Source organism: Acinetobacter sp. SH20PTE14 (assembly GCF_021391555.1).
GTDB lineage: Bacteria > Pseudomonadota > Gammaproteobacteria > Pseudomonadales > Moraxellaceae > Acinetobacter > Acinetobacter amyesii.
This window is the reverse complement of the sequence record NZ_CP090067.1, coordinates 521742-539774: the sequence shown is the minus strand read 5'-3', so window position 1 is coordinate 539774 and position 18033 is coordinate 521742. Positions and strand designations below refer to the sequence as shown.

At 42.6% G+C, this 18033-nt stretch carries 16 protein-coding genes and 1 pseudogene; 7 read left to right on the top strand and 10 right to left on the bottom strand.

Annotation, left to right across the window (positions count from 1 at the left end; translation table 11 throughout):
- Nucleotides 1-14 precede the first annotated feature (14 nt).
- From LXF01_RS02695 to rsfS, 4 genes are all read left to right on the top strand, one after another.
- Nucleotides 15-803: a crotonase/enoyl-CoA hydratase family protein gene (locus tag LXF01_RS02695; RefSeq protein WP_233944986.1), complete on the top strand. Its 789-nt coding sequence runs from the start codon at nucleotides 15-17 to the stop codon at nucleotides 801-803.
- A gap of 32 nt (nucleotides 804-835) precedes the next feature.
- Nucleotides 836-1705 (top strand): NAD(P)-dependent oxidoreductase, encoded by an 870-nt coding sequence (locus LXF01_RS02690; protein WP_180078719.1) that lies wholly within the window; start codon nucleotides 836-838, stop codon nucleotides 1703-1705.
- Nucleotides 1706-1747: 42 nt separating this feature from the next.
- Nucleotides 1748-2545 carry a hydroxypyruvate isomerase family protein gene (locus LXF01_RS02685; protein ID WP_180102850.1) on the top strand — a complete coding sequence of 266 codons (798 nt, stop codon included), beginning with the start codon at nucleotides 1748-1750 and terminating at the stop codon, nucleotides 2543-2545.
- Nucleotides 2546-2618: 73 nt separating this feature from the next.
- On the top strand, nucleotides 2619-3011 hold the full coding sequence (rsfS, locus tag LXF01_RS02680) for a ribosome silencing factor (RefSeq protein ID WP_086178424.1): 393 nt from the start codon (nucleotides 2619-2621) through the stop codon (nucleotides 3009-3011).
- A gap of 92 nt (nucleotides 3012-3103) precedes the next feature.
- Here the strand turns inward: rsfS and LXF01_RS02675 are convergent, their stop codons facing one another.
- From LXF01_RS02675 to LXF01_RS02655, 5 genes are all read right to left on the bottom strand, one after another.
- Nucleotides 3104-3721 carry a hypothetical protein gene (locus LXF01_RS02675; protein ID WP_168378723.1) on the bottom strand — a complete coding sequence of 206 codons (618 nt, stop codon included), beginning with the start codon at nucleotides 3719-3721 and terminating at the stop codon, nucleotides 3104-3106.
- 13 nt (nucleotides 3722-3734) lie between these two features.
- A complete protein-coding gene (locus LXF01_RS02670; RefSeq protein WP_180183191.1) occupies nucleotides 3735-5066 on the bottom strand; it encodes an ammonium transporter in 1332 nt (443 codons plus the stop codon).
- Nucleotides 5067-5413: 347 nt separating this feature from the next.
- Entirely contained in the window at nucleotides 5414-6868 is a 1455-nt protein-coding gene (locus LXF01_RS02665) for an NAD(P)(+) transhydrogenase (Re/Si-specific) subunit beta (RefSeq protein WP_078191286.1), read from the bottom strand.
- A 3-nt stretch (nucleotides 6869-6871) separates the two neighbouring features.
- On the bottom strand, nucleotides 6872-7192 hold the full coding sequence (locus tag LXF01_RS02660; protein WP_078191287.1) for a proton-translocating transhydrogenase family protein: 321 nt from the start codon (nucleotides 7190-7192) through the stop codon (nucleotides 6872-6874).
- A gap of 11 nt (nucleotides 7193-7203) precedes the next feature.
- Complete coding sequence (locus LXF01_RS02655; protein WP_111885447.1) at nucleotides 7204-8331, bottom strand: Re/Si-specific NAD(P)(+) transhydrogenase subunit alpha; 1128 nt, start codon at nucleotides 8329-8331, stop codon at nucleotides 7204-7206.
- A gap of 941 nt (nucleotides 8332-9272) precedes the next feature.
- Here LXF01_RS02655 and LXF01_RS02650 point away from each other — a divergent pair.
- Both LXF01_RS02650 and LXF01_RS02645 read left to right on the top strand, forming a co-directional pair.
- A complete protein-coding gene (locus tag LXF01_RS02650; protein WP_180183190.1) occupies nucleotides 9273-10190 on the top strand; it encodes a DMT family transporter in 918 nt (305 codons plus the stop codon).
- A 123-nt stretch (nucleotides 10191-10313) separates the two neighbouring features.
- Nucleotides 10314-11510 carry an MFS transporter gene (locus tag LXF01_RS02645; RefSeq protein ID WP_180183189.1) on the top strand — a complete coding sequence of 399 codons (1197 nt, stop codon included), beginning with the start codon at nucleotides 10314-10316 and terminating at the stop codon, nucleotides 11508-11510.
- A 55-nt stretch (nucleotides 11511-11565) separates the two neighbouring features.
- Here LXF01_RS02645 and LXF01_RS02640 read toward each other — a convergent pair.
- The 3 genes and pseudogenes from LXF01_RS02640 to LXF01_RS02630 form a co-directional block, all read right to left on the bottom strand.
- Nucleotides 11566-12210, bottom strand: a pseudogene (locus LXF01_RS02640) (hypothetical protein).
- Between the two features lie 97 nt (nucleotides 12211-12307).
- On the bottom strand, nucleotides 12308-12718 hold the full coding sequence (locus tag LXF01_RS02635; protein ID WP_233945414.1) for a hypothetical protein: 411 nt from the start codon (nucleotides 12716-12718) through the stop codon (nucleotides 12308-12310).
- A gap of 187 nt (nucleotides 12719-12905) precedes the next feature.
- Nucleotides 12906-14321: a methylenetetrahydrofolate reductase C-terminal domain-containing protein gene (locus LXF01_RS02630; RefSeq protein WP_233944985.1), complete on the bottom strand. Its 1416-nt coding sequence runs from the start codon at nucleotides 14319-14321 to the stop codon at nucleotides 12906-12908.
- Between the two features lie 284 nt (nucleotides 14322-14605).
- Between LXF01_RS02630 and dusA the strand changes: the two genes are divergently transcribed.
- Nucleotides 14606-15637 (top strand): tRNA dihydrouridine(20/20a) synthase DusA, encoded by a 1032-nt coding sequence (gene dusA, locus LXF01_RS02625; protein WP_180183935.1) that lies wholly within the window; start codon nucleotides 14606-14608, stop codon nucleotides 15635-15637.
- A 118-nt stretch (nucleotides 15638-15755) separates the two neighbouring features.
- Here the strand turns inward: dusA and LXF01_RS02620 are convergent, their stop codons facing one another.
- Both LXF01_RS02620 and coaBC read right to left on the bottom strand, forming a co-directional pair.
- Nucleotides 15756-16274 (bottom strand): Asp-tRNA(Asn)/Glu-tRNA(Gln) amidotransferase subunit GatC, encoded by a 519-nt coding sequence (locus LXF01_RS02620; RefSeq protein ID WP_180026766.1) that lies wholly within the window; start codon nucleotides 16272-16274, stop codon nucleotides 15756-15758.
- Nucleotides 16275-16663: 389 nt separating this feature from the next.
- Nucleotides 16664-17935: a bifunctional phosphopantothenoylcysteine decarboxylase/phosphopantothenate--cysteine ligase CoaBC gene (coaBC, locus tag LXF01_RS02615; protein WP_180128650.1), complete on the bottom strand. Its 1272-nt coding sequence runs from the start codon at nucleotides 17933-17935 to the stop codon at nucleotides 16664-16666.
- Nucleotides 17936-18033: the final 98 nt, after the last annotated feature.

The following is an 18033-nucleotide window of genomic DNA, read 5'->3' as shown; positions in this document are numbered from 1 at the left end:
CAAGAGTAATTACCATGGCTTTATTACGTGTAGAAAAAAATAATGGCATTGTAACGGTTTACTTAAACCGTCCAGAAAAACGTAATGCAATGAGCTTTGCATTGCTCAAAGAATTGGTTAGCACCGCTGAAAAATTAAAAAAAGATCGTAGCTTACGCTGTGTCATTTTAACCGGTGAAGCCAATGTATTTAGTGCTGGCATTGATTTGGCTGACCTAAATGATCCGAAAAATCGTGCCTATGCTGCATGGGAACTGTTAAAACCCGGTCAAAGTTTATTTCAAAAAGCCTTTCTGATTTGGCAGCAACTTCCTGTGCCGGTGATTGCCGCACTTGAAGGCTTTTGCTTTGGTGCAGGCATGCAACTTGCCTTGGCTGCCGATATCCGTATTGCCCACCCGAAAACGCAAATGTCGATTATGGAAAGTCGTTGGGGTTTAGTCCCTGATATGGGCTTAACTCGCTCACTCAAAGGTGTGATAGGACTGGATTTAGCCAAAGAATTAACCTTAACAGCACGTATTTTTGACGCAGAATATGCCAAGGATATTGGCTTAGTGACGCATTTAAATGAACAGCCTTTGCTTCAAGCGCAGCAGTTAGCCGAAGAATTATCACAACGTTCACCAGATGCCTTGGCAGCGGCAAAACAAGTGCTAGATGCCATGGAACATAGTCCAAAACGATCTTTACGCTTAGAAAAAATCTGGCAATTAAAATTACTGCTCGGCAAAAACAGCAAATTGGCACGTAAAAAAGACAAGAACCCAGAGGTTCAGTTTTTACCACGCCAATATAAGTAAAATAGTCACACAGGATAGATTGAGTACAGCACATGGCGTTTGATCGTAATACAAAAATTGCATTTCTAGGTATGGGGCTGATGGGTAGCCGTATGGCCACGCGTCTCATTCAGGCAGGATTTGAAGTTGCGGTGTGGAACAGAACTGCTGCTGCGTGTGATGAGTTGATTGCGATTGGCGCGACAGCGCTTCAATTGGAGAAGATTGCCCATTATCCTGTGGTTTTATCTTGTCTCGCAGACGATGCTGCTGTTGCTGCGGTATATGCAAGCATCGAAAATCATTTAGCGGCAGGACAAATTATTGTCGACTTCTCGAGTCTATCTGTGAATCAAACCCATCAATTGGCTCATGCTGCAAAGTTGAAACAAGTCACTTGGATTGACTCGCCTGTTTCGGGGGGTACAGCAGGTGCTGAACAAGGCACCTTGGTCATCTTTGCCGGTGGTGATGCTCAAACGATTCAAGATTTGAGTCTGATTTACAATGTTTTATCTCAACGTGTTACCCGCATGGGCGACTCAGGTACAGGTCAAGCCACCAAAATTTGTAATCAGCTGATCGTCGCTGCCAATAGCACGTTAATCGCAGAAGCTGTCGCACTGGCCGAGAAATCAGGTGTAGACACCACGTTATTGGCACCAGCGCTTGCCGGTGGATTTGCAGATTCAAAGCCTTTTCAGATTTTAACCCCACGTATGGCAACGCATCAGTTCGAACCCGTGCAATGGAAAGTTCAAACTTTATCTAAAGACCTGAATAATGCAGTCCAACTGGCTGCCCAGTTTGAATTAAGCATCCCTGTTGCCAGCCTAGCTTTATCGCAACTCAAAGCCCATCAGGACAATGGTTTTGCAGAAAAAGATTTAGCCACCATCATTCAACATGTCGAACAAAACTAACGACTTTCACTTTAGAAGTAAATTGCTTCAAGGACGATATACATGACTCAGCTCGCGGTTAATTTATCCATGATTTTTACCGAAGTGCCGTTGTTAGAGCGTTTTGCTTTGGCTCGTGAACACGGTTTTAAGCATGTAGAAATTCAGTTTCCGTATGAGCTGAGTATTGAGCAGATCCAAACCCAACTCACCATTAATGATTTAAGCCTGTGTTTAATCAATGTCCCTGCGGGTGATTTGATGCAAGGCGGTGATGGTCTTGCGGGAGTTCCGGGGCGTGAAAATCAATTTCATCAGGCCTTAGAACAATGCATTCGCTATGCCACTGCGTTAAATGTACCGAGTGTCAATATTTTAGCCGGCAAACAGCCACAAGATGCTGACTTGCTCCCATGTTTAAATACCTTGTCGAGCAACCTCAAACTGGCGTGCCACATGTTGTCTGAACATCATATTCAACCGGTATTTGAAATGATTAATAGCACTGATATGCCGCGCTTTTTGGTCCAAAATATTGCCCAAGCTCAGGAAATGCTTGAAGCTGTACAACACTCTACTTTGAAGATGCAATATGACTGCTACCACATGGCGATGATGGGTGAAGATATTCTCAGTACTTTGGCAGAAAATATTCAGGATATCGGTCACATACAGTTTGCTGACTGTCCGGGGCGACATGAACCTGACTCAGCGCAGATTCCATTTGCTGAGATTTTTAAATGGTTAGATCAAAGCCAATATACAGGTTACATCGCGGCTGAATACCGACCACGAAGCAACTCATCACATTCTTTTGCGTGGAAAGACAAATACTTCCCTCATTTAGCTAATGGTCAATGACGTGTTGATTTGAAATTCATCAACAAAACCGCTATATTAGAACATGTAAAATTGTCAGGAAATCATACCCTCTATGAATTTAGAACCATCGCCCAGCGCTTCTAATTCTCACGATCTCGCAAATATCAAAGATGTACAAGCTTGTTTAGCTGTTGTACGTGAAGCACTTGAAGATGTAAAAGCCAAAGATATTGTTGAACTTGATATCAAAGCAATCAGCAATGTCGCAGATGCGATTGTAATTGCGAGCGGTACTTCAACTCGTCACATTAAGTCTCTTGCAGACAACGTGGCAGAAGAAGCACGTAAAGCTGGATTCCGCCCGATTGGCGTTGAAGGTGAACGTGATGCAGAATGGATCCTGATTGATCTCGGTTTTGTAGTGGTACATGTGATGTTACCTACAGCACGTAAATTCTATGATCTAGAAAGCTTATGGCGTACAGCTCCAGAAACTGTAGCTTAAGCTTCCAGAAAAAAGCGACCTAATTAGGTCGCTTTTTTTATCCCTTCACTTTATACACGGACAATCAGCTTCATGGTGTTTTACCCCCTACACTAAAGCAGTTGATGTAAATCCACCTCAGGATAATTGGCTTTAATTTTCAGCTTGGTTTGTGCATAAACTTGGTCTGCACGCATCGGGCCATAAAAGTCACAATACACTTCATAAATGCTCGTCAAAACTTTGGCATAACTGGTCAAGGGCAAAAACTCGACAAAACTCGCTGAATTAATTTGTGCATTTGCTGCAATTGCCAGCCCGATTTCTTCTAATTGCTGAATCACATCTTGGGTGAAATCAGCCTGATCTGTAGATTTCACCGTCAGCATGACTGACTCGATAAAGCCTAAAAAGGCCTCGCTAATGGTCTCTGCAATGAGCTCGTCTTCTTGCTCCTGCTCCTGCGGTTTTTCAACCCTTAACAGTTCCTGCTTTTCTAAGGTAGATAACTCATACAAAACTTGCTTCAGCATATCTTTACGATAAAAGCGAAGCTCCTCTGTGGTACAGATATCATTTAAGAAGCGATTCAAGACAAATGACGGTTTCATGCTGTACTGCTGTTCCCAGTGCCGTAGCGCACTGTCGAGTAAAGTCCCATGAATAAATTGTTGTAAGCCTTTTTCTAAAGCTTCGCGGCGTTGTGCCAAATTCAACAGTTCGGTGCTCATTGCTTTACTCCTGTTAATGACGCTTGGTCATATCATCCGTTTCAAAAGTCACATCTTTTTGAAACTCGGGATAAGACAATTCAGCATGTTCGGTATAGTCCAAACCCCGTTGTTCATGTTGCTTACTCACCCGTAAGCCACCCAACAATTTGTCCAAGACCTTAAATACAATGAACGCAACGCCAAAGCCCCATAAAAAGGCTGCAATCACTCCAAGCCCTTGTATCGCGATGACATCGCCATTAAACATATTATTTTCAAGGAAGATCCCAGCAGCCAATGTTCCCCATGCGCCACAGAATCCATGCACGGTCACCGCATCAACCACATCATCCAGTTTCATTTTTTCCATGAGCATTGGTAGGAAGGTCACCATCACACCTGCACATAAACCGGTGATGACCGCATACAGTGGAGACATCGTTGCACAGCCTGCCGTAATGGCAACCAAGCCACCCAGTGAGGCATTGATCGTACTGCGGATCAAAATGGCTTTAGATCGGATGAGACAGAGCAACATATATGCAACCACGGCAGCACACGCCGCAAGATGCGTATTTAAAGCAATACGTCCTACGCTGACATTGGCATTAATGGTCGAGCCTGCATTAAAACCAAACCATGCTAACCATAAAATAAAACCGCCTAATGCTACCAAAGGTAAGTTATGCCCTGGTAAATAATGGCTTTGCCCATTGCGTCCAAATCGACCCAAACGTGGTCCCAATACAATGATGCCAGCCAAGGCAACCCAGCCGCCCATTGAATGCACCACGGTCGAACCTGCAAAGTCGATAAATCCGAGTGCTTTTAACCAACCGTCTCCGCCAAATAAACTGCCCCATGCCCAACTACCAAAGACAGGATAAATCAGACCTGAGACAACGGCCGCACTCACCACATAAGCCACAAAATGAATCCGCTCTGCCATTGCACCACTGGCAATGGTGGTTGCCGTTGCAGCAAACATCATTTGGAAAAATAGAAGGTTCCAGTGCCAATCATCCAGTTGATCGGGTGCAAAATGACTGAAGCCAAACCAGCCCGTGGTATTGACCCCAAACATCAGACCAAAACCCACCAACCAAAACACCAGACCACCCAAGCAGGCATCCATGTAGTTTTTCATGAGTACATTCACGGTATTTTTACTGCGAACTGAACCACTTTCGATCATGGCAAATCCGGCTTGCATAAAGAAGACCAAGATACCGCCCAGTACCACCCAAATACTGTCGAGTGAAATACGAATTTCTTGAATATTACTGGCGATTTGCTGGTCAACTGCCCATGCAGTCGATGTCAGGACACTCAGAAACAGTGCCATCAAGTATGTTTTTTTCATGATTATTCCCCCCAAGAATAACCATGCTGTGCAAAAAGAATACCAAATTTCAGACAATTAATTATTTTTCAATACATTGCATCACAAAATCAGTTCGCAACGATGTTCTGAATCGCTGAGATCAAATCTAATGAAACAAAACAGCGCATCAATCTGCACCTTTGTTTCAAAATACGCATCAATTTGATTCAAGCACCTGATGCGCTAAATATTTGTGCACTTTTAGTGTGAAGCATTCATTAATCAAAAGCCAAGAAAATAAAAGCGAAGAAAACAAAAAACCACCCGAAGGTGGTTTAAATCTTCCTCAATCCCGCTTTATCACAGCGGGACTTTGGCAATATGGATTAATGACCGCCGCCATTAATGGCTTTTGTCATATCTTCCACAACTTTCTTCGCATCACCGAAGATCATCATCGTTTTATCGTTATAGAACAAGTCATTGTCTAGACCTGCGTAGCCTGTAGCCATAGAGCGTTTGATCACCATAATGGTACGTGCTTTATGCGCTTCAAGGATTGGCATACCGTAAATTGGAGAACTTGGATCGTCTTTTGCCGCTGGGTTGACAACGTCATTCGCACCAATCACCAGTACTACATCTGTTGCTGGGAAGTCTGAGTTGATCTCGTCCATTTCAAGAATGTCTTCGTATGCAACATCAGCTTCAGCTAAAAGTACGTTCATGTGACCCGGCATACGACCTGCCACTGGGTGAATCGCAAAACGAACTTTTACACCTTGTTCTTTTAAGATTTCACACAATTCTTTCACGGCATTTTGTGCACGACCTTGCGCCATACCATAACCCGGTACGATCACCACGCTATCCGCATTTGACATCAAGAAGCCAGCATCGTCTGCAGAGCCTGAACGGTGATTACGCTGTGCTTTTTCACCATTATCCGCCGCCGCTACTGCTGTACCACCCATTGCACCACCAAACAAAACGTTGATGATTGAACGGTTCATGGCTTTACACATGATGTAAGACAGAATTGCACCCGATGAACCAACCAGTGAACCTGCAACAATCAGCATGTTGTTTTCAAGCGTGAAACCAATCCCTGCTGCTGCCCAACCTGAGAACGAGTTTAGTAACGATACCACCACAGGCATATCACCACCGCCTACTGGCGCAATCCATACCCAACCAAATGCAAGTGCAAGAACAGTCATTGCCCAGAATGCGTTCATGTTGCCTGTGGTAAAGAAGTAGATACCACACGCCAACATCGCTAGGAAAATTAAAGCTTGAACAGGTTTTACCCATCCACCTGAAATGGTTTTTGCCCATTTCTTCGCAGCCAATTTACCGTAAGCAAATACCGATGCTGTGAATGTAATCGCACCAACGAAACAGCCTACAAACAATTCAAATAAATGAACTTTGCTCATGTGGGCATGTTCTACACCCGCTGCTGTTAATACCGCTTCATTCTCCGCGAATGCCGCAGTCAATTGGTTGTTATGTAGAATCGCAGCGATCGCAATCAGTACCGCAGCCAAACCGACCAATGAGTGCATCAGTGCCACAGTTTCAGGCATTTGCGTCATCGGAACTGTTTTTGCACGTGCAATACCAACGACCGCACCCAACACCATTGCACCCACAATCATCCAAATCACTGGATGATCTGCGACAAAGAATGTAGTAATTACAGCAATTGCCATTGCGATCATGCCATAACGGTTACCTTGAATCGCAGTTTTTGGACCAGACAAACCACGCAACGTTAAGATAAAAAGAACGGCACCAATCAGGTAGAACCAATCCGCATATTCTTTAATGAATTCCATGGATTAACCCTCTTTTTTCTTTTGCTTAGGTTTGAACATTTCAAGCATACGTGCAGTCACCGCAAAGCCACCAAAAATGTTGATACTTGCAAGGAAAACGGCAATCGCACCTAAAATACTCACCACGTTAATGCTTTGGAACTGTACGCTTGCATCCACAATACCTGGGATACCAACGGTTTGAATCATCGCACCAACGATAATGATCGATGACAAAGCATTGGTTACAGCCATTAATGGTGTATGTAGTGCAGGTGTTACCCCCCAAACCACGTAGTAACCAACAAAGATTGCCAAGACAAAAATAGTAATCGTTTCAACCATGATGATTCTCCTTAACCACGTTTCAGCAGCACTTGGCCGCCATGAGTGACAAGTAGTGCTTTTTGAATTTCTTCTTCAGGGTTAATTGCGAAGTTCTTTTCGCTATCAAACAGGGTTTCAATGAAATTCAAAACGTTACGTGCGTATAGTGCCGACGCTTCAGTCGAAACTGTTGAAGGAATATTTGGAATACCGAGAATTTTCACGCCATTTGCAGTCACAACATTTTCGCCGCAGACAGAACCTTCAACGTTCCCGCCAGTTTCAACCGCCATATCTAAAATGATTGAGCCTGGTTTCATTTTGGCAACAGTTTCTGCTTTGATTAAACGTGGTGCGTCACGACCCGGCAATAATGCAGTCGTAATCACGATGTCAGCATTCGATACGGCTTTATCAACAATAATCGCTTGGTCGCGAATGTAGTCTTCACCCGGCATCCAGCCATAACCATTTTTCGCAGCATCAGCTGCTTTTTGTTGCTCTTCTGGTGACATTGGTACGTCTAACCATTTACCACCCAAAGATTCAACTTGGTCACGTGCTGTAGGACGTAAGTCAGTTGCTTCAACTACGGCACCTAAACGTTTTGCTGTTGCAATAGCTTGTAAGCCTGCAACACCTACGCCCATGATCACAACACGTGCAGGTTTCACTGTACCTGCTGCTGTCATCAACATTGGGAACATACGTTGATATTCTGCCGCAGCCAAAAGCACAGATTTATAACCTGAAAGGTTGGCTTGAGATGAAAGTACGTCCATGTTTTGCGCACGAGATAAGGTCCGTGGCAAAAGTTCCAATGCAAATGCAGACACGTTTTGTGACGCAAATTGGTCAAGTTCGGTGTTGCGGTAAGGGTCAAACATCCCCACAACGGTGGTACCCGCTGTGAGTTTTTGAATTTCGTCACCTTTAGGCGCACGAACTTTCAAAATCATTTGACTACCGGTATAGGCATCATCCGTAATTTTGGCACCAACTTGTTCATAGGCACTATCGATGTAAGCAGCGTTTACCCCTGCTCCACGTTCAATAACGACGCTATGACCAGCGCTGATCAACTTCTTTACTGTTTCAGGCGTCGCAGCGACGCGATTTTCACCGACAACAGTTTCGGCTGGAATTCCGATCTGCATGAGCGTTCCTCAAGCTAATTTTTCTTAAGTAAACATCGCAATCCGCGATGTCTCCCCTCAGGATGTGTTTTTGTACAATTTTTGGATTCTAATTGAACTTTTTTAAAATACTACCCAATATTTATTTAATAAATACCCATATTTTGAACTCATGATTCATGAAAAGAATGGTGCGATATTTCATTTATTCAGTTTTATTTGTCGATTTATTACTCATTTTTATCCTATTTATAACTTTTTAATATTACTTAAGACCAAAAACATAAATAATTTCGCTAGTTTTAGTGCAGATTGTTTCACTGCGTTGATCATTGTGACATTTTCATTCAACACAGAATGACCTGAACGTGTCGTGAAAAATCGACTTAAGTCAGGTAAAGCCACTCTTTCATCCAAACTGCATCAGCTCGTTGACTCATTTGACAGTTTTGACATGCTGACCTGCATTGAAAACTGACTTTTTTCTGCCACAGTCTCGTCAAATCGGTCAGCTTGAATATCCGATGGATTTTTGCCCACGTTTCGGGTTTATTGAGATCTTGCCCTCCCCACCTGATGCTTCGCCTTAAGTCTTAGAATTGACTTTTTTAGTTAAAAAAATAATTTTTTGAATATTTAGCATCATGATATTGCTACTGAGTTTCTATCCCTAAAAAACACTATTGCACCATTTGTGTGCAATTTTCACCTTAAATGTTTCAGCCTGATATATTTGACCTGCCGAGTCATGTTGAGATTAAAAAATTCAAAACCAAATTGGTCATTTCTTCCACTGTTTTTCATGTTTGATCTAGCAATCCCTTATGCATAAAGGAATAAGTACTATTCTTTTTTTGCATTTTTACTCACACGATGCATTTTTTATAATCAAAATGACAGTTCAAACTTATCGGATCAATGCTGTCGAATTCGTTCAGTCGTCATGAGGCACACCTTAACTTATGTCAAGAAACCTTAGTCCGCACTTCATCGGTGCAATTTTTGCGCTGATTGCTGCCTTCTTGTTTAGTACCAAAGCGATCTTTATTAAGCAAGCCTATGCACTTTCTCCTCTTGTCGATGCCACTGTCCTCATGGCTTTACGCATGATGAGTGCATTGCCGTTTTTCTTGGTCATTGCATGGCTGAGTCGATGTTCCTATCAAATGATTCAACGAAAAGATTGGGTGCTCTTGCTCATTTCAGGATTAATCGGCTATTACTTTTCGAGCTGGCTCGACTTCCGTGGCTTGATGTATATCAGTGCTTCACTTGAACGAATTATACTTTTCCTATATCCCACATTAACCGTGCTGGCTTCCGCTGTTTTATTCAAAAAGCCACTAAGTTTTAAAACCATTCTTGCCCTGATTTTAAGTTATGGCGGGACAGTTTTAGTGATGCTACAAGAACAAAATGCCACACCACATGATCAGTACTTTTGGATCGGATGTAGTTTGGTTTTTGCCAGCGCCGTGTTATTTGCAATTTACTTATTACTCACGCCAGGCCTCATGCAAAAGTTTGGTTCTTTACACTTTACTGGTCTAGCCCTGAGCATAGCCTGCGTTGGGACGATTATTCATTTTCTATTTGCAACACCGCAGCCCATTGCCTTGCTTCAACAACTCCCGAGTCAAGTCTGGCTGTATGGTTTAGCGCTCGGACTATTGGTTACCGTACTTCCAACCATTTTGATGATGCAAAGTATAGTCCGACTCGGGGCAGCACAATCGGCCATGATTGCCTCTATCGGGCCCATTTTAACGATTTTACTGGCCGTCGCGTTGTTGAATGAACATTTAAACCTATGGCAATGGGTCGGTTGCGGTCTGAATATGCTGGGTGTCTTGATGATCAGTCTCAGTAAGAAATCCTAAACCCCTACTTGGATACTATTCACAGAGAAACACTTTAAGACCTGTTTGATTTTCCTTATAGTGACCACAACAGCGTGGCAGCAAATTCTTTGCATACGCTTCCGCCCAAAATCTGGAAAATTTATGAAAGCCTCGATCGACATTAGCCATGATAAAACTTTGTTGTGGCTTATGGCTGCTGCATGTGGTTTATGTGCGGGTGCCAATTATTATTGCCAACCTTTAGTCGCTTCTATCCAACAAAGCTTTCAAATTCCACAATCAGAGGTGGCGCTAACCGTCACCTTTGCGCAAATTTCTTATGCTTTGGGTCTACTGTTTATTGTGCCGATTGGCGATATTGTGAATAAAGCCAAATTTATTCCTCTGCTCATGCTTGGTGCAACTGTCGGTTTAGCCCTCTGTGCTTTTTCAACCAATCTATACATGCTTTGGGCAGGAACCATTATCACCGGGCTATTTTCAGTGGCTGCTCAGGTCCTCATCCCTTTGGTCACGGTTGCGATTCGACCTGAAAAAATTGGGGCAGTTGTTGGCTTTTTAATGAGTGGGTTATTGGTCGGCATTCTGTTATCGACCAGTCTCTCTGGCTTATTGTCCTATCTGTTTCATTGGAAATCGATTTACATCCTCAGTGCTCTCTTGATGTTGGTATTAGCACTATTACTCAAAAAACGTCTGCCCGTGGTCAGCATCACACGGATGCCCTACAGCCAAGTTTTCCAGTCCATGGGCGCATTACTCAAACATGAGCCACGGTTAATTTTCCGTTCTCTAATTGGAGGCTGTGTCTTTGCCGCGATGAGTATGCTGTTTTCCACCATTGCCATGTTACTGACTGAGCCACCTTTTCAATTGGCCGATGTTTGGGTTGGTGTTGTAACGTTAGTTGGTGTGTTTGGTGCGCTATCGACACAGTGGATTGGGCGTTGGGCGGATTTGGGTTTCAACCGAAAATTAACCTGGCTCGGTTGTAGCATCTTAGCCCTCAGTTGGGGACTGCTGTATATGGGTGGAAGCTCCCTCGCCTTTTATATTTTGGGCTATGGTCTAATCAACCTCGGTTTGGCAATGGTGCATAGCTGTAATCAAAATATTATTTTCCAACTCAACCCGATTGCACGATCTCGAATTAATTCAATTTACATGACTTTTTATTTTGTCGGTGGTGCATGTGGCTCAGCTTTGGGCGTATTTGCATGGCATCATGGCGGCTGGACCACCACCTGCATGACAGGGATTGCCTTAGTCATTGCTTCTGGTTTTTTTGTATTGATCGATCAACTCTATACTGCGCGGCAACTAAAATATCCACAATGAAATGTATGGATCATTACTCTAAAGCCACATTACTGTGGCTTTAGTTTTTTGAAAATTAACTGACCTGCACCACAGGATAAAAGGGTTTGCCTAAATCCAAGGTTTCTGCATTTTCCAAAAGAATCACCATAAACACCGGTAAGAGTGCCAACAGTATTGTGCAGCCGTCTTGAAGCTGTTTCCGATTGACCGAACTTTTATAGATCGCGCCGCCATGAACCATTTGATTGCGTAGCGTATACATGCGATTGAACAGCACCATTAAAATATCAACGGAATCCTTTTCTTTAAGCGCGTGCAGTACTTTCTGTTTTTCATGCACTAAGCCCTCTTTGCATGCGTCATGGCTAATTTTTTGATTTTGATAATCCCAAAAACCTTGATAAACATAGGGATTATCCAAAAACAATCGTATCGGCTGACTAAAACGCTCCCATAAAATATTATAGATTTTATGCTCTGTATCCTTTTGGCAAATCACATATAAAAACTGCCTTAAGCTTTGCTTGTCCTGAGCAATCTGTAAGTCTTGCGCATATATTGCGTTGAAGGACACCCACAAACTGATAAATTGCAAATCGAGGTCATCTTAAAGATCAATCGACTTTTTCAGCCAACTTAACCCACGATGAATGCGTAAATTAAATTGGTCGGTATGTTCCAACTTTTTACTTTTAAATATTTCTTCAAGTAGCATCATGCCTGCTAAATTCCAATGGATAATTCGTTTATTTTTCTACCATTTGAACTTAGCGCAATTGTTTACCGGCATGCAATAAAAATATCTCTGTATTCAACTATTTGGTCTCATCTTGTATGAGATAGGTATAACGTTCTAACTGATCATTTTCATCAAAAATCAATTCATAAGACATTTTCTTTCCGTTAAAAACGGATTCGGCAGGTGTTCCTAAAAGTTCCCATAAGCCCACGGTCGCCACATCTGCCGCACCATGCCAAAACGCACGTCCCACTTTACTGGCAGTCGAATAACCTTGAGTAAAAGTATAAATTTCATGGCGTTTGCCATTTTTATATTCAGAGGTGATCGGTGCGCCAAATTCAGCAATCACCAAGTTACGAGACAGCACTTGTTGAATCATTTCGGTATTTTTCTTGCTTGGCTGCTTGCTTGCCATGACAACTGAACAGCCTGTTGTGCCTGACAATGTGAAAACTAAAGCTAATCCTAAGCAGGTTTTTTTCATCATGTGGTATTCCCCCAAATTCTTCAAATTTCTATTTTTAATTTTTGATTTTCATCTGCTGTTGATCTTAATTGTTTCTTTCATCTTTTTCATTTTTTTATACGACTATTCGTCTGATTTTTAGAATGATTAGCGCCTGAAAGATTCACATTTATAAAGTTTCAGACTGAATAATGCTTTAAGTGAATTAATGTTCTGTTGGTGACGAATTCGGTGGAACGAACCAGTTTTTCCAAGAGCTACTGTGCCGAGTTTCAATTGCAACGGTAGGGATGAGCTCTTGCTTCAGCATTTTTTCTTGACCGACGGCTTTCGCCAAACGCGCTTTGACCGAGTGTATACACTCACGGTCTTCAAACTCACAGCGGTCAAGGTTGGAGCCACCACAGGGTCCATTGGCTAATCCTTTGGGACAGGTTTCAGGACAAATATATAAGGTTTCACCTAAACGACATTGTCCGCAATTCTCACAGCCCACGATGCCATGTTTACTGATAAATTCTGTTTTCAGCAAGGCCGCATCAGCTTTCGGTTTTTGCCATAATTTGGCCGCAAAAATATAAGATCCCGCCCCTTTGGCCAGTTTTGAACTAAAAAATAACTCATGCATGACATGCATACTTTTATATTTCAAAACTTGTTCAACTGGAGCTTTATGGTTATTTGCGCCCGTCGGGTGGAAGTTCACATCTACACTAGAGCGCCAAAGCATTTTCCATTTTGCTAAACATTGTTCAAACGTTAATGTGGCAAATTGCAAAATTGCTTTTTGCAACTTCTCTTGTTCTTCCGCTTTATGACAGGCCGATAAATGAACCCCTGCATAGCCCAAATGCTGACACATTAATATTTGTAAAGCGCAGCGGGCATAGACATTTTGTTCAGCTTGTATGGCGTCAGTTTGCTGTTCTTGTTGCAAAAAATTTAATACATCTGCTGAAAGCACGATGCCTGCGACTTTTTGCTTGGCCATAAAGCGGGCACGGATAAAGGTCAGCGGCATGACACACGCCAATACAGGTACATGTGGATAGTATTGCTGCATATAGTGTTGGTAACTGCTCAACACATCCATGTCAAAGCCCAACTGTGTAATCACATAGTCAGCGCCAGCTTGAATTTTTTTATCCAGTTTAAAATACTGCGCATCCTTTTCTGCTTCTGCATATTTAAAAGGATTAAACGCCACCCCTAAATAAAACCCGCCAAAGTATTTGGCTGCCATGACTTGATTGACCGACTCTAAATAACGACTCCGTAAACTCGGATCATTTGCCCCATCCTGATGCTGCTTGAGTTTATCACCACTGAGCAAAAGTAAATTCTCTACCCCGTGCTGCTGAGCATCTTTCAGAAAAGTTTGAAAATCTGAGATATCTCGACCTTTCCCCGAATAATGCAGAATTTTTTCAATGCTTTGAGGGTAGTCTTGCATTGCTTCTAAAGGAGCAATATCCGTGTCACTTTGTACTCGGTCAGCCAATGTCATGCACACAGGAAAGCCTGCAAATGTCGTTGGGACCAGATGCGTTTTTTGCGTCGTTAGATATTCAAACGAGATACAAAACTGGCGTTGCAATAGATATTGGGAAAATAAAGACATAAAGGCAGGCAGTTAAATCTGCTGAGAAACCATACAATAAAGTTTATAAAATTATAGATTAATCACATAAAAATTTAAATTACTTAAGCCACACTTCCGACTTTTTCTAGCCTGACCTTGAATATGTCACGCTAGCAAGACCATGCCCCAAACCACAATTTATGCTAATATTGCGCGCGTCTTGAAATGCGGTTTTTTTCATCGTATTTCAGACAGCTTTTGGTATTTCTTCACCATTTTCCATTTCGTTCTTCCATCTTGTTCTTTTAAGGCGTGTTTTTTTAATGACTGATCTCCAACCCATTGAAAATAAACTTCAACCACGAATTAGTGTTGCGCCGATGATGGATTGGACGACTCGTGACTATCGTTTCTTTGCACGTTTGTTTAACCCTAATGTGATTCTCTACACCGAGATGGTCACCACAGGTGCGATTTTATTTGGTGGTGCGAATCGTCATTTGGACTATAACAACGAAGAACACCCGATTGTGTTACAGCTTGGCGGTTCAAATCCTAAAGATTTAGCAACTTGTACCAAGATGGCACAGGACTGGGGCTATGATGAAGTGAACCTCAATGTCGGCTGTCCGAGTGACCGCGTTCAGAACAATAAAATTGGTGCATGCTTGATGGCAGAGCCTGATTTGGTGGCTGAATGTATTGCTGAAATGCGAAATGCTGTTGATATTCCAGTGACCGTGAAACACCGCATCGGGATTGATGACATGCAGTCTTATGAAGAAATGCTGCATTTTGTCGATACCGTGGCAAAGACTGGCTGTGACAATTTTATCGTGCATGCCCGTATTGCCCTGCTGCAAGGTTTGTCGCCAAAAGAAAACCGTGATGTGCCACCTTTACGTTATGAAGATGTTTATCGTCTGAAACAAGAACGTCCAAATTTATTGATCGAAATTAATGGCGGAGTGAAAACCTTTGCTGAAACACAACAACATTTACAACATGTTGATGGCGTGATGATTGGCCGTGAGGCTTATCACAACCCATACTTATTGGCTGAGATCGGTCAGCTTTGGGATCTCGAATTACCTAACCGTTTCGATATTATCGAGCAGATGCTGCCATATATTGCTAAACGCATGGAAGAAGGTGCGCCGCTTTCTATCATTACCCGTCATATTTTAGGTTTATTCCAAAACCTACCAGGTGCTCGAAAATGGCGTCAGGCTTTAAGTGGTGGCAATGCCAAAACCTTTGCCGATGTGGAAAATGCCATCCAAAATATTAAAGATGCAATGCAACGTACAGAAGACTATTTACGTGATCATCCTAAAGTCGTTTTAGAAGATTAATCCTATAAAGTAAAAGCCCGCTATTTTGCGGGCTTTTTTATTCGTCATGCCTCACCAAGTACGTATTTGGCAACATCGTCACAACTCAGCTAAATCATCTAAACAGTCACATCATTGCTCAATGACTATTGACCGTAATGTTCCCCTTGGGAAAAGGCTCATCATAGCCAGTCCATTGATAATCTGATGGATCTTCTTCCTCACGCAAACCCACATAGCTCTCAGGCGCCGATGTAACAGGCTCAACCTCCTCGGTTGGCTGTTCCAATTCCTCAACCAAATGATTCAACTCTTGATCTAACTGCGCCTGATATTTTGCAATTTCAGCTTCGTCAATGAAGGCAAATTGTTCTTCATCTATTTTCCATGCATAACCTTGCAAATCTTTGTAAATATCGACCAAAACAGTATAAGGCTGACCATCGTATTGCAACGTCGCCTGAGCCTTAAAACTTAATCCCTTACGTTCTAATACTTTTATATTTTGAATCCGTAAATGGTACTGCCGATAATCTGGATTCTGATCAAACTCGTGCTGCATCTGCTGCTCAATCTGCCGAGATAATTCATCTGTCGAGACAAAATAACTACAACCAGCCAAACTCAACAGTAAAAAAATGGTGAGCCATCGAAACATATTGCATCCCCCATGATGCATTTATTCTTGATGAAAAAGTCAGACCGATCACAGATTCCGATCCAAACATTCCTCATTGTTTGCTTCATAATAGCCAATAAAACACACAGCACAAGCCAAATTATCAAGATTTCTCAATTTTATATTTAATTTTGATATCAATCACTTAAATTGCATTTTTACTGTTTTAAAACACTGACAGCCTTGGTCTCTTGCTGACATATTTTTGTTGAAAATGACCATTTTGGTAGTAGTTTCCTAACCTTCATATTTTCAACATGAAAACGATTCCATTGTGAATTTTCAATATAAATCCTGAAATAAAACATCGTAAAGGCGCCATAAAAAATCCCCGAATATTGCGGGGATTTTTAAGGAATCAACTGAAATTATTCATCGTCCATTTCAGGCTCATGATGTAGCGCATCATGTATGGCTTCCACCAATTGCTGTGCAATTTCTTGTTTTGACGCCTTCTCTAAATCACGCTTTTCCATTTGATATTGATCGGCGAAGAACACGGTCATGGCATTTTCGTCTGAAGCAAAGCCAATGTCTTTACGTGAGACATCATTGCACGCAATCATATCGAGTTTTTTCGCCACAAGTTTGCCTGCAGCATACTCTTCGACATTGCGTGTCTCGGCGGCAAATCCCACCATAAATGGACGTTTTGACTGCTGCGCAATCGTTGCAACGATATCTGGATTTTTAATTAAAGCCACATTGAGTTCATCGCCAGCTTTTTTGATTTTATGCTCTGCAACTTCTGCCACGCGATAATCCGCAACGGCTGCTGTTGCAATAAAAATATCACAGCCTTCATCTAACATTTGCAGACTGGTCTCTAACATTTTAATTGCAGACTGCACATTAATCCGTCGTACACCATTTGGTGTATCTAAACTGACGGGTCCTGCGATCAGCGTCACTTTAGCCCCAGCTGCATAACAAGCCGCTGCCAGTGCAAACCCCATTTTACCTGTACTGTGGTTGGAAATATAACGAACAGGATCTATCGACTCACGTGTAGGACCTGCTGTAATCGCCACATGTTTGCCTGCAAGCATGCCAAATTTTTCAGCAATAGCTCGCTGTGCTTGATGAAAATAGGCCGTCACTTGATTCGCTAAATCTTCAGGCTCAGGCATACGCCCTAAGCCCACATCACCACAGGCTTGAGAACCGGCATCGGGCATGATCACATGTACGCCATCTTCAACCAGTGTATTTAAATTACGCTGTGTCGCTTTGGCTGCCCACATTTGCTGATTCATCGCAGGGGCAACCCAGACGGGTGCTTTTGTTGCAAGATAAAGTGTCGAAAGTAGGTCATCTGCTAAACCCGCCGCAAATTTTGCCAGCGTGTCGCAACTTGCAGGAGCAACCAATACCAAATCAGCCCAACGTGCCAATTCAATATGCCCCATGCCCGCTTCTGCTTCGGGATTGAGTAATTCGGTATGTACAGGGTTGCCTGAAAGCGCCTGAAACGTTAGCGGGGTCACAAAGGCTTGCGCACCTTGAGTCATCACCACGCGCACATCAAATCCGGCATCTTTTAACCGACGGACAAGAATGGCACTTTTATAGGCTGCGATACCACCAGTGACACCTAAAAGAATATTTTTTGTGGGCATTACACTTAAATCAAAGCTCACGAACAGGCTACCTATCTGTTGCAGTGGCGCTCACAATAGCATTAAATATGCACTGACCCAACAATCTGCTGTGAAAAAGCCGATTGACTGATAATAAA

What these genes read in the sequence shown, in the direction of transcription:
- LXF01_RS02695 (WP_233944986.1), top strand. Translation starts at nt 15, where the DNA reads ATGGCTTTATTACGTGTAGAAAAAAATAATGGCATTGTAACGGTTTAC.
- LXF01_RS02690 (WP_180078719.1), top strand. Translation starts at nt 836, where the DNA reads ATGGCGTTTGATCGTAATACAAAAATTGCATTTCTAGGTATGGGGCTG.
- LXF01_RS02685 (WP_180102850.1), top strand. Translation starts at nt 1,748, where the DNA reads ATGACTCAGCTCGCGGTTAATTTATCCATGATTTTTACCGAAGTGCCG.
- rsfS (WP_086178424.1), top strand. Translation starts at nt 2,619, where the DNA reads ATGAATTTAGAACCATCGCCCAGCGCTTCTAATTCTCACGATCTCGCA.
- LXF01_RS02675 (WP_168378723.1), bottom strand. Translation starts at nt 3,721, where the DNA reads ATGAGCACCGAACTGTTGAATTTGGCACAACGCCGCGAAGCTTTAGAA.
- LXF01_RS02670 (WP_180183191.1), bottom strand. Translation starts at nt 5,066, where the DNA reads ATGAAAAAAACATACTTGATGGCACTGTTTCTGAGTGTCCTGACATCG.
- LXF01_RS02665 (WP_078191286.1), bottom strand. Translation starts at nt 6,868, where the DNA reads ATGGAATTCATTAAAGAATATGCGGATTGGTTCTACCTGATTGGTGCC.
- LXF01_RS02660 (WP_078191287.1), bottom strand. Translation starts at nt 7,192, where the DNA reads ATGGTTGAAACGATTACTATTTTTGTCTTGGCAATCTTTGTTGGTTAC.
- LXF01_RS02655 (WP_111885447.1), bottom strand. Translation starts at nt 8,331, where the DNA reads ATGCAGATCGGAATTCCAGCCGAAACTGTTGTCGGTGAAAATCGCGTC.
- LXF01_RS02650 (WP_180183190.1), top strand. Translation starts at nt 9,273, where the DNA reads ATGTCAAGAAACCTTAGTCCGCACTTCATCGGTGCAATTTTTGCGCTG.
- LXF01_RS02645 (WP_180183189.1), top strand. Translation starts at nt 10,314, where the DNA reads ATGAAAGCCTCGATCGACATTAGCCATGATAAAACTTTGTTGTGGCTT.
- LXF01_RS02635 (WP_233945414.1), bottom strand. Translation starts at nt 12,718, where the DNA reads ATGAAAAAAACCTGCTTAGGATTAGCTTTAGTTTTCACATTGTCAGGC.
- LXF01_RS02630 (WP_233944985.1), bottom strand. Translation starts at nt 14,321, where the DNA reads ATGTCTTTATTTTCCCAATATCTATTGCAACGCCAGTTTTGTATCTCG.
- dusA (WP_180183935.1), top strand. Translation starts at nt 14,606, where the DNA reads ATGACTGATCTCCAACCCATTGAAAATAAACTTCAACCACGAATTAGT.
- LXF01_RS02620 (WP_180026766.1), bottom strand. Translation starts at nt 16,274, where the DNA reads ATGTTTCGATGGCTCACCATTTTTTTACTGTTGAGTTTGGCTGGTTGT.